The 11,914-nt window shown below is 46.6% G+C and carries 10 protein-coding genes; 2 read left to right on the top strand and 8 right to left on the bottom strand.

Annotation, left to right across the window (positions count from 1 at the left end; all coding sequences use genetic code 11):
- Positions 1-126: 126 nt before the first annotated feature.
- The 3 genes from HQM11_14185 to HQM11_14195 are packed head-to-tail and all read right to left on the bottom strand — an operon-like array spanning position 127 to position 5,692.
- A complete protein-coding gene (locus HQM11_14185; protein ID MBF0352178.1) occupies positions 127-3,060 on the bottom strand; it encodes a PD40 domain-containing protein in 2,934 nt (977 codons plus the stop codon).
- 33 nt (positions 3,061-3,093) lie between these two features.
- The gene (locus HQM11_14190) at positions 3,094-4,518 is read right to left on the bottom strand and encodes a DUF3412 domain-containing protein (GenBank protein MBF0352179.1); all 1,425 of its coding nucleotides are present in this window, start codon (positions 4,516-4,518) and stop codon (positions 3,094-3,096) included.
- A gap of 31 nt (positions 4,519-4,549) precedes the next feature.
- Positions 4,550-5,692 (bottom strand): 6-phosphofructokinase, encoded by a 1,143-nt coding sequence (locus HQM11_14195; protein MBF0352180.1) that lies wholly within the window; start codon positions 5,690-5,692, stop codon positions 4,550-4,552.
- An 824-nt stretch (positions 5,693-6,516) separates the two neighbouring features.
- Between HQM11_14195 and HQM11_14200 the strand changes: the two genes are divergently transcribed.
- Complete coding sequence (locus tag HQM11_14200; protein MBF0352181.1) at positions 6,517-6,717, top strand: toxin-antitoxin system, antitoxin component, Xre family protein; 201 nt, start codon at positions 6,517-6,519, stop codon at positions 6,715-6,717.
- Positions 6,695-7,042, top strand: coding sequence for a type II toxin-antitoxin system PemK/MazF family toxin (locus HQM11_14205; GenBank protein ID MBF0352182.1), 348 nt, complete (start codon positions 6,695-6,697; stop codon positions 7,040-7,042). Before HQM11_14200 ends, HQM11_14205 begins: the two co-directional genes overlap by 23 nt.
- Positions 7,043-7,088: 46 nt before the next feature.
- Here the strand turns inward: HQM11_14205 and HQM11_14210 are convergent, their stop codons facing one another.
- The 5 genes from HQM11_14210 to HQM11_14230 are packed head-to-tail and all read right to left on the bottom strand — an operon-like array spanning position 7,089 to position 11,904.
- The gene (locus HQM11_14210; protein ID MBF0352183.1) at positions 7,089-7,805 is read right to left on the bottom strand and encodes an inosine monophosphate cyclohydrolase; all 717 of its coding nucleotides are present in this window, start codon (positions 7,803-7,805) and stop codon (positions 7,089-7,091) included.
- Between the two features lie 20 nt (positions 7,806-7,825).
- Positions 7,826-9,301, bottom strand: coding sequence for an Rne/Rng family ribonuclease (locus HQM11_14215; GenBank protein ID MBF0352184.1), 1,476 nt, complete (start codon positions 9,299-9,301; stop codon positions 7,826-7,828).
- A 54-nt stretch (positions 9,302-9,355) separates the two neighbouring features.
- On the bottom strand, positions 9,356-10,075 hold the full coding sequence (locus HQM11_14220) for a pyridoxine 5'-phosphate synthase (protein ID MBF0352185.1): 720 nt from the start codon (positions 10,073-10,075) through the stop codon (positions 9,356-9,358).
- A gap of 8 nt (positions 10,076-10,083) precedes the next feature.
- Positions 10,084-11,034 carry a hypothetical protein gene (locus HQM11_14225; protein MBF0352186.1) on the bottom strand — a complete coding sequence of 317 codons (951 nt, stop codon included), beginning with the start codon at positions 11,032-11,034 and terminating at the stop codon, positions 10,084-10,086.
- 3 nt (positions 11,035-11,037) lie between these two features.
- Complete coding sequence (locus HQM11_14230; GenBank protein ID MBF0352187.1) at positions 11,038-11,904, bottom strand: TIGR00159 family protein; 867 nt, start codon at positions 11,902-11,904, stop codon at positions 11,038-11,040.
- Positions 11,905-11,914 lie beyond the last annotated feature (10 nt).

Genomic DNA, 11,914 nt, shown 5'->3' on the forward strand with positions numbered 1-11,914 from the left:
TCCTGAAAGATATTTATAAACGTTTTTCAGAGCAATTATGTAAGAATTGAATTTGAAAATCTTTATATTTGCCTGACACATTGAAAAAGGTTTTGAAAGTCAAAAAAAACACTGGATTGGAGGCCCCTAGAATGAAGTGTTGGTCGAAATATAGCCTTCATATATTCCGCCTTCATCCAACCCTTGTGCAACTCCTGTCCGAATCACTAACGCGTTGGAATATCCCACCAGGAGTTCAAATGAAATTTCCATGCCTGCGGAGCGATGCGGTTTTTGCGCGTCTTCCGACTGGTTGCCCGCATCGCCATTTTCAGCAAACAATGCGCCATACAGTTGATGAATACCAACGGGTGGGGTCATCAGATGTCGTTCCACCCGGGCAATTGGAAATCTCCATTCTGTTGAAAACAGGGTCAGGAAACGCCCTCTCAGATCTGGCAGACCTTCAGGATAGCCTCTCAACGCATAATCTCTGACTTCAAAAAATGAATTATCGGCACTTCCGCTTCCCTGGCCAATCGCGGTGGATTGCTGATTTCCTCCAAGTTGAAACGGCCTGGGGTTGTCTGTTCCCCAGCCAAGTGTTGTTCGGAAAGCCCAGACATTGAGTCCGGTAATAGTGATAAATTGTCGCCAGTCCAGAGTGTAAACCTGACCAGTGTAATCATTGTTCAGTAAATCGCTGTCTTCCGCGATAAGGCTTACATAAGCGCCGTCCGTTTCAGAAACAGAAAGCTCCCAGATTTGAGTGGAGTGATATTGCAACGCCAATCCCAGAATGGAATCAGCAGGAATATCCGGCAGAGGCAATGTCCCTGAAATGTTGTCAGGTCGAAGATCGACCAATTCTTCACGCCAGTCGAGCACGCCAGCCCGTAACAACCATTGACGCTGCATTTTCAGCCAGGGAAAGATCATTTCTGCGCCAAAAGTGGTGATTTTACGGAAAATACTGGTTTCTTCAGCGGTTTCCGGTGGTTCTGAAAAATCATCAAAATATCCCCGGTATTCGCGGCTCAAACGAAAAATCAGGGTGGGATCCCAACGGTCATAGGAATACATGATTGTGCCCCGCGGCCAGTTGTTGGTCACATCATACGCTGCCAGCAGGTTATAGGTGTGCCGGTTCAGTGGATCTGAAACACTGGTCATTATCCCGGCTTCACCCCGGATAGAATCAAAATTCAGATATGGTGTCCAGAATGTTGGTTTCAGGCCAGGCCATGGAGAATAAGGCTCTGTCACGCCCTGACTCAAGCCCTTGTCAGCGTCTGCCATTGTGGTTTCATCGTGTAGCTGAAACATCGGCGAAGTTTCTGTTGAAACAGGCAAGGGAAGACTTTGCAGTGCGATACGGTAAATATTCAGGCCAGTGACAGACATGCCGGCATAATACAATTGATCTCCGGCAGGAAAGGGATAAAACCCGCCACCGGCAAGATAGGTCAGAGGGGTGATTTGTTGATCCGACAGGTTCAGTTGATAAATGTTGTAACGGCCCCCATAATTTGCGGAAAAAATGACGTTGGTTCCCTCACTCGAAAAACGTGGATGCGCTTCAATTTCCAGAGTTTCCAGTAAAGGCGTCCAGGTGTGATTTTGAAGAGAAAACAATTCCAGATTCCAGCGTTTTCCAGGTTTCCACACCATTGCCACCAGATTTTGGCCATCAGGAGAAAGATCCGGCCATGAAATGATTTCCTGATTTTCTGAGTCCCATAAAGTTTCCAGCACCTCACCCTTGAGGTTGAGACGCCGTAAGGCTGTGCCTGCACTGGTCGTATGCACAGCCAGAATGTCATTTTTTTCCGGACCCCAAATGGCAAACAAATAGCGCCCGCCTTCGGTGATCTGTCGGAGTTCTCCTGTTTCAGGATTGAAATGATAAAGATCACTCCATGTGTTAAGATTCCGCACGAGATCCAACTGGGTCAACAGAACACCTTGATGAGCGTCAGCGTCAAACCGGGTTTGGTGTGTGACTTCCAGCACCGCTTCAGCTTCCCTGCCCGGTATCTGTCGCATGAGACTGCCCGCGCTTTTATAATCATTACGGAGATACCACAGACTGCCGTCTTCAGTGACTTGCGGCATGCTGGTCATGTATCCGTCTGAGGTGAGTCGCTCACCTTCCTCAATGGTGTGTTGACGAAGTTCCTCCATTTCAGGTTGAAAACGGGCATGAAGCCAGACAGAGAATTCCTCCCACAACTCAGTCATGTCCTTATCCTGAAAGACTTGTTCAGCAGTCCAGTTGATTCCGAAGGGGATCCAGTTGTCGCTGTATTCCTCAATCCAGCCACGAATAGAGGGTGTTCCATATCGTTCCTCAAGAAACTGATAAAAAAATACGCCGTAAAGATATTGCGTATTTGGAGGCCAGGCCACCAGGCTGTCATTGACCTGGCGGATTGATTTGAAGCCCCCCATCAATTCCATTCGCATCAGCATGCGAAAATAGGCACTCTGTCCCCGTCCAACTTTCCGGGACAGGCTGGTTTCCTGGAAGGTGGCCAGGCCCTCCTGCATCCAGACAGGCTGAAAAACCGCAGGAAATGCGGCAAAAACAAAGGGATCAGCGATGGTTCTTCCAAAAATTTTTCTGATATCCTTTGGAAAACCTGAGGCCTTGTCGAGATGGAAAATATGCGTCATTTCATGCTGTATCAGCAGATCGAGCCAGTCATCAAATTCTTCCAGGGTGTTCAGATCATCCGGCGGATGCATGAACAGATACATGGTATTTCGGGGAATGGGGGTTGCCGCACCATTGCTGTAATCCACGCGGTCATTGAGAATCATGTCAATAAAGTCCGGTTGCCAGTTGAACCAGGTAGCGAGACTGGCATAAATCCGCTCTCCAATCATGGCAGTTTTTTGAGCCAGGTGTTTTTCCCCCTGATGAAAATGAATCCGCAGATGTGTGGTTGTCAGCGTTTGCCACTCCAGTTCAGGATCATAGGTCAAGGCGCCATGTCCGGTGTGCGGATGAAAACAGATGAGCAATAGCAGTACACAAAGGACTTTGACAGGAGTCATGGGAAAAAATCGATCAAACATGGTTATCCTGACAGTTGGAAGATGGAATGATTTTTAGTGGATTCGATAGGGTTTCATGTATTCGCCTTCAATTTTCATACGTCCGGCCGCAGTCAGTTTATCAATGAGATGGTCTGTCGTTTTAAGAACATTGGAACTGCCATGCAGTCGTGGCCGGTCTGTCCCCCATGATTCAAGAATTTCGGGACGTTTGATGTTCAGTGTGACCAGCGCGGAAAAAAACTTCCGGAGATTTTCACACAGTTTGTAGGGGCCGACATCATCATACAATTCCAAAGCTTCCACAGATTCGAAAGTGACCTGAAATGGCGTCTGGAGTTCCCTGGGGAAATACAGATGGTCATTCCACAGGAACCGCCGGTCAAGTTTCAGGTTACTTTCTTTGATATGCAGGGCATAGGTTCGTGGAGAGATGTTGTTAAAAATCTGGTAATGTTCCAGAAAGGAATCCTTGAAGCAGGTCTTCAGATATTGGTCGATCATGTCAAAATATTGTCCACCCGGGCGTTCAACCCAGTCAAAGGGATAAATCAATCCATGATTGCGCGGATGCAGTTTCATGCTCAGAAACATCATGATTTCTTCCAGCGTTCCAATCCCACCGGGATGCACTCTTCCACGGTGAGCGGCCCGAATGAAGGCTTCCATGCGTTTTTCAATGTCAGGAAACACCACCAGTCGATCGACCAGTTTATTCGATTTTTCCGCAGACATGATGCCCTGTTCGGTAAAACCGATAAAAAAACGGTTGATTTTCTGTTGCAGTTCATGGAAGGCCTGCAGGGAACCCTTGAACGGAGCTTTCATGATTCCGGGGCCGCTACCGGTGATGTCTTCAGCGGGTTGTGCCAGGTTTTTATCTTTATGATGCCGGGTGTTGATCAACGTATAAAAATATCCGATTTTTTCAGCGAAACGGTATTCGTTGAATTCACCGATATAATCAGTCGGCAGGGAGTGACCACCCCATACAAACGATACGACAGAACGCTTGCCACGGTCCAGCAGTCCTGTGCGATGAACAAAATCCTTGATCCATTTTGAAACAGTTTCCGGTGAATCATCCGCATTCAGCCTTCGAGGTTCTTCATTGTCAGGAAGATAAAGCGGCAGAGCCAGATCACGGATGATGGAAGAAAACTGCTGAAACTGGGCCGGCGTCAGGTGTTCACGGTCAAATAACGCGGTATCCGGAACATTGTGGCAAATGAGAGATAGTTTGATCTTGTTCTTCTTAATGCTTTGTTCAACGTAAAATTGCATCCCCTCAAAATCATCCCGAAGTTTTTGCTTGTCGTCTCCGTAATTATGATTCTCAATCACGGAGGCCAGACATTCTTTCAGGATCAGGTTGTCACTGGTGACATTTTTAACGATTACCTCAGCAATACCTTGAGTTATCGGCGTACCGAGAATTTTTTCCCTGATAGGGATTTCCAGATGTTTTATGTGGTTCATAGCGACATCAAATAATGGTTCCCGGTTGTGGTTATTTTTTGAGCTCATCGCCCAGACAGGTTCCCAACTTGCGGGCTGTTTCCAGCCATGAATGATCAAGCGGAACAATTTTGCGTTTGCCGACCACTTCTTCCAGAGGAATCGGTTTGGCCTTGTCGCTTACAGAGGCGACCATGACTCCGTAAACTTCCTTTTCGATCAGTTCAGCGCAGGCTGTGCCGAGTCTTGACGCAAGCAAACGATCTGCCGCTGACGGGATTCCCCCTCGTTGCACATGACCCAGGATTGAAACACGGGCCTCCAGATGCGTCAGTTCTTCAAGTTTCTGTGCCAGAAAAATAATGTTGTTTTTATGTTCTGCCTCAATTTTTGCCAATTCTGCGGCCGCATCGCTTTTCTCCGGGTCTTTATCTTTTTCCTTGGCCGCTTTTTTTCGGGCCTTGGCCGCATTCAGTTTTTCAGCGTAGTCAATCGACATCGCGCCTTCAGCCACGGCAACAATACTGAAGTTTTTTCCGGCACGACTTCTACGTCGGATCGCGTCAGCAATGAGATCTACGTTATAGGGAATTTCCGGAATGAGAATGACATCCGCGCCTCCGGCGATTCCTGCACCAAGGGCTAACCAGCCGGCGTTGTGCCCCATCACCTCACAAATGATGATCCGATGATGACTGTGAGCGGTGCTGTGGAGACGGTCGATGGCCTCCGTGGCGATACCGAGAGCGGTATCAAAACCAAAAGTGACATCGGTCATGTCCACATCATTATCAATGGTTTTGGGAAGGGTGATCACATTCAAGCCATGTTTCTGGAGATGATAAGCGTTTTTCTGGGTACCGCCGCCGCCAAGGCAGACCACCACATCCAGATGAAGCCTTTGATAATTTTCCACAATGGTTTCTGTCATATCCATGACTTTATTCCCTACCGGCATTTTGTTGGGTTTATCCCGGCTGGTTCCCAGAATGGTTCCGCCAACAGTCAGGATGCCCGAAAGCTCCTGTTCATCGAGTCTGATTTTTCGGTTTTCCACCAATCCGCGAAATCCATCCCGAAATCCGATGATGTGCATGTCATAGAATCCAATTGCAGATTTGCCGATGGCACGAATGGCCGCATTCAATCCCGGAGTGTCTCCGCCTGATGTTAAAACACCAACATATTTAGTCATGATTCACCTCATGATAGGTTAACAAAGAGTGTAACTGTGAGTCTATTGTGTTCGTTAATATGTCTGAACAGAAAAATCAAACAGGGAAAGTCATTTCATTGAGATTATCGGAGAGACATCGGTGATCTGCTTCTTTCAAAGATTGAACAGTGGGGTTAAAGGACTGATAGCGTTGCAAACAAGATGAATTGAAGTTAGAAAAACGGGATGAACATAATTTAGGTCAAGACGACAGGGGGATACAGAAACTGTGATCAATTCACACACACAGCACTGGATAATGATTATTTTTTAGCTTTCAAATTGTAAGCATTGAAATAGGTTCGTCTCAATCCGCACATCAACTTAAGTATTGATGTTTTCAACATGACAAGGTGTTGTTGAAAATCAAACAGTAGCTTCACCATGTCGAAAATTATTGATAGACAAATCCTGATGTTTTACGGATTTTTTTGGTTTTGTGCTGAGCAGTTCGTGTAAACCAGAGTTTCATTTTTTCAGACCAACCCTCATAGGAGAAAAACCATGATTTTATGTCCGATTGCTAAAGCCAAAGGATGTGAAAAATGTCCAATATTTAAACCATGTCCACTCAAAAGTGTTGTAGGCGATCAAAAAAAATAATTCTGATCCCTTCTCCAAAGCCTGGTTCAAAATTTCAGGCTTTCAGAAAATAGAGTACACCGGATCTGGTGTACTCTTGTCCCTTGATCATCTGCATATCACTGATAAGGCGCTGATTCTATACGTGATTGATAGTCTCCTTAGGGATACAAACCCGTGTAACTTATAATACTTCTGCTACCTCTTAATAATAGAAAACCATGGAATCTCTAACAATGCACTTAATTGAAAAGATTCAATCGCTTCCACGTTCAAGACTTCAGGAGGTGGAAGATTTTATTGATTTCATCAGTCAACGGGAAGCGGACCGCCAATTGATGAACGACGCCATGCGGACGTCTGAAGCGTCCTTCGCCAAGGTCTGGGACAACTCCGAGGATGCCGAGTATGACCACTTATAATTTTGGGGATGTGCTACTGATTCCCTTTCCTTTCACCGATCAAACCGCGACGAAAAAGAGACCTGCCGTGGTGATTAGTTCCTCACTTTATCAGCAAAGTAAACCGGATGTGATTGTCATGGCTGTCACGAGTCAGGTCCGTTCTGCTCAATTGGTGGGAGAGTTTCTGATTGAGGATTGGAAAGAGGCTGGATTGATCAAACCTTCCGTCGGTAAACCCGTGATTACTACCCTGGAACAATCCATGGTACTTCAACAACTGGGAACTCTCCAAAGCCAGGATTTACAGTCACTGCGAAAGTGTCTGAAGACGATTCTGGGCTAATCATGTCAAGATCAAGAATCCCTGAGCATGAACTCAGAGATTTGTGTCACGAATATTGATTCAGCAGGACCATTTCGGGAGCATGATCGGGCACGGCTTTGATCACCGCAAGAGAAATCCTGTTTTCTGAATTGAGAGCGTTCCAATAGGTTTGGGCAATTTCTGACAAATTACCACGCAAGGGAACCAGCAACGGTGTGCCTGAAAAAGAGGGAAGGGGGGAACCATCGCCCTGATAGGTTGTTACCAGATAGCCATAACCGGGTTCAATGTGCGGATAACGATAAAACGCGTGGTTGGCTGTGTCAGCCTTGAAGGGGTTGGCGGTGAGGATGGACAAACTTGCGCGGGGCTCTGTTCCCAAATCAAGCAAACCTGAAATCCTGGGCGTGAAATTGGGAGCGTCCGGTTCATGTTTTTCTCCTTGCAGACTGTCCTCAAAGGTTTTTCCCTGTTTGAGTCCGTCATGAATCACATCGGTATGACTGCCATTGGTCACAATATACTGACTGCCGAGAACCCTGAACGCATTGTAGATGATCAATGAGGGATCACTCACTTTGGCGGGATCTGCCGGAGTTGTTTTGAGGATGTTGTTTTCATACACAAACTGCCGGTTGCGACTGTTGGCACTGCGTCCCATGATCCAGTACACCATCATCCATTCCCGGAGATCGTTCCTGCCAATAATGATTCCTCTCCCCGGATAGGGATTGGCACGGAGGTGGGTTTCAAGATTATGGACGGCCTGTTTTTCCAGCATAAGACATTTCTCCGACAAGATTAATATTCATAGAGTTCAAACTGTTCCTGATGCAGTTCTTCCAGTGGTTTGAAACTGACGGTCTGGCCAATATCACCTTCAATCTGTTTGATATCGTTCAGTGCTTCACTCTGGAGATATTCATACACATCCGGATTCACAAAAATGACCACGGAACCACGACTTCTCCGTTTGCAACTACGGTAGATTTCTCTGAAAATATCATAACTGACGGTCGAGAGTGATTTGATCTGGCCTTTTCCTTCACAATAAGGACAGGGATCACACAGATACCGGCTCAGATTTTCACGGTCCCGTTTCCGGGTCATTTCAACCAGACCCATTTCGCTGATTTGAAGAATCTTGCTGCGGGCCTTGTCATGACGAAGCTGATCTTTCAGTGCCTGATAGACCATTTGTCTGTGCTGGGCCACTTCCATGTCAATAAAGTCAATGATGATGATTCCGCCGATGTTTCTCAATTGGAGCTGATAAACCAGTTCTTCGGCGGCTTCCAGATTGGTTTTCAGGATAGTTTTTTCATGGCTTTCCTTACCAACAAAACGTCCTGTGTTGACATCAACCGCTGTCAAGGCTTCTGTCTGGTCAATGATCAGGTATCCGCCGGATTTCAGCCACACTTTTTGCCCCAGTGCCCGGTCAATTTCTGATTCAATGCCATAGTGATCAAAGATCGGCACATTTTTGGTGAAATATTCCAGCAGGGAATAGTAACGTGGCAGATAGGTTTTGATGAATGTCTGGACATCCTTGAACTGGTTTTTGTTGTCCACCACAAATTTGCGGACTTCTCTGGAAAGCATATCCCGAATTGTCCGGAAAATAATATCCAGATCGGTGTGAAGCAATGCCGGAGCCGGGAGTTCATTGAACTTTTTAAGAATTGTCGCCCACAACGACACCAGATAATTGATGTCAGAACGTAAATCATCCTCGTCCCGGTTTTCTGCAACAGTGCGGATGATGAATCCTGCTTTGTCAGGCCTAAGTCGGTTGACGATTTCCTTGAGCCGTCCGCGTTCCTTGTCATCAGTGATTTGACGGGAGACACCAAGGGTGTCGGTGGTGGGCATATGCACCAGATTTCTTCCCGGCAATGAAACATGGCTGGTGATGCGTGCGCCTTTGGTGCTGATGGGTCCTTTGGACACCTGAACCAGAACATCCTGGCCTTCCTGAAGCAAGTCCTCGATTACTTTTTTTTCTTTTTTTGACGATGGTGCCACCTCAGGATCAGTGGAAAATGCCCCTTCCGGAAGCACATCATCCACATATAAAAACGCGGCTTTTTCTTCGCCGATATCCACAAATGCCGCTTCCATCCCCGGAAGCACCTTGAGGACTTTCCCCTTATAAATGTTGCCTACGATTCCACGTTCTTTTTGTCGTTCGTAATGAATTTCAGAAAGAAGTCCATCTTCAATGATGGCTACTCGTGTTTCATGAGGCGTGTAATTGATAATTATGTCTTTCATGGAAGGAATATTTGAAAAAGTGTTTATAAAATATATTGATGGCTGTGTTGGAAATCAGGCATCACGCATCAGTGACAGCATTTCTTTGATCGCGATCTGAATTCCTGTGAATGTGGCCCGGCTGATGATGCTGTGGCCAATATTCAATTCTGCGACATAGGGAAGACGACAAACGGCCTGGACATTGCTGTAATTAAGGCCATGTCCCGCATTGACCTGCAATCCTTGCTGGTGCGCTCTTTCGGCAGCGTGTCCCAGACGGCGGAGTTCATGGGTGATATCCTGCTCCAGACGGGCATTGGCATAGGCCCCTGTATGCAGTTCCACATCTTGGGCCCCCAATTGCGCACTTGCCTCAATCTGTGGTAATTCCGGATCAATAAACAGGCTGACGCGGATTCCCGTTTCCACAAGACGCTGAATTCCCCGGCGCATCACTTCAGAAGCGCCGCAGGCATCCAAGCCTCCCTCCGTGGTGATTTCCTGCCTTTTTTCAGGAACCAGTGTAACAATATCAGGCTTAAGTTCAAGAGCCACGGCAAACATTTCTTCAGTGGCCGCCATTTCCAGATTGAGTCTGGTCTGAACCACTTGTCTCAGAATTTGAACATCCCGATCCTGAATGTGTCTGCGGTCTTCTCTCAAATGGACTGTAATGCCATGCGCTCCTGCTAGTTCCGCCATGAGTGCGGCAGTCACTGGATCTGGTTCAATTCCCCGCCTTGCCTGACGGATTGTTGCGATGTGATCTACATTGACATGCAGAAGTGCCATTTTTTTCCTTATTTTTTATCATCAGAAATTTGTTGTCGTTTCACCCATAATGATATTGGGGGCCACTGTTTGAAAATTGTAATCTCTTTGGGAACAACCGGTGTTGGGATCACTTTGGCTGTTCCCGGTTTATAATCGGTCAAATCCACGACTCCATAGATCTGGGTGGGATCCAGATGTTCAACAATATCAGCAGGACCTTCCACCTGGAGATTGAAAGTCGGTGGATTGATCACGCTCACATAGGTCGCATTGGTCAGATAGATGGGAACATTGTTAAACAGACGTCGGATTGGCAGACTGATGACACTGATACGTGCGGTATAGAAGTCAATGTTGGTGTCAATAATCTGCAATGTCTTATCTGGCAGATCAAGATGCACAATCAGATCAATGGAGCTGTTCAAATCCTGCAAATTGATTTCCTTGGTGAAGATATTTGACAGATTCTGCATTCTGGATTTGGGACCTTTGAGTGTGACCGAATCCGGAATGACTTCGATTTTCTCAAGCACATAGTTTTGTTTGAGTTGTCCCTGATACCTTGGTTTGAGGGGAATAACCCGTTCAATGATTTCTTCAGTCTGAATGGTGATCTGGGCTGGCGAAATGCTGAGTATCCGGATGTTCGATGGTGCTGTGACCTGATCGGTTGTCAGATCATAGGGAAATGTTCCGGAGTTGAGATTGGAAAGATCCAGAATCAATTGAACATCATTGGGATTAAATGTTTTTCCACGCCGGGTTACAATCAAGGCCGAAACATTCACCATTGGGGGAGGATCGGACGTGATGATCAAATTGGCAGGTAACTGCTTGAAAACGATTGGCGCAAAAAAACTCATCTCTGTGGTCTCTGCCCCGCGTTTGGCTTGAAACCAGATGCCAAGAGCCAGGAATACCGCAAGAATTTTGAAGGCGTTATTTTCTGATATTTTGATGTTGCGAAAAACAAGCATAAGTCACACTGTGTCAACCGGAATGACCGGAGTTTTTTCGGATTCCTTAACAGGTGGTGGTTGATCCACGAGGACAGGCTCCTGTTCTGTTTTCTGTTCCACATTATCGGGCAATTTGCCGACCAGAAGTTCAAGCAGGATCTGTTTAACATTCTCTTCCACGGCACGCATGAGTTGTCCTTTATAACTCAGGCTGATTTCACTCCGTTCCTCTGAAACAATAAGAACCACCGCGTCATTTTCTTCTGACAAACCGATAGCGGCCCGATGCCTGGTTCCTAATGCCGGATTGATTTTCTGGTTCATGGATACAGGCAGAATACAACGTGCCGCGGCTAACCGTCCTTTTTTATCGATCACAACAGCGCCATCATGGAGGGGGGATGTCGGATGAAAAATACTCAGGAGCAAGGCTTCACTGGGAACGGCGTCCAGTATTGTGCTTTTCTCGATAAAGTTGCGCAATCCCGCTTCACGTTCAAACACAATCAGTGCGCCGATACGTCGTCTGGCCATCACCATACATGCCTGGATGCATTGGTCTACCAGATCTTTTTTATTCTGACCGGTTGAGTCCCGGAACAAGGCCATCAGACCAAACTGTGCCAGGGCGTTTCTTAAATCTGCCTGAAACAAAACGACGAACACCAGAACCAGGGATGTGACCACGTTATCCAGTAGCAGACCAATCGCATCCAGTTGGAAGACTTGTGAGAAGAGATATAAGGCAAACAACAGGAAAAAACCCATCAACATTGGAATGGTGCGGGTTCCCTTGATCAGCATGAGGGCACGATAAAGGATAAAATACAGGAGTCCGATATCCAGGGCATCCTGCCATCCAAGTTCGAGATTTTTAAAAAAACTGATCATGGGAGAA

Source organism: SAR324 cluster bacterium, from assembly GCA_015232315.1.
In the GTDB taxonomy this organism is placed as follows: domain Bacteria; phylum SAR324; class SAR324; order SAR324; family NAC60-12; genus JADFZZ01.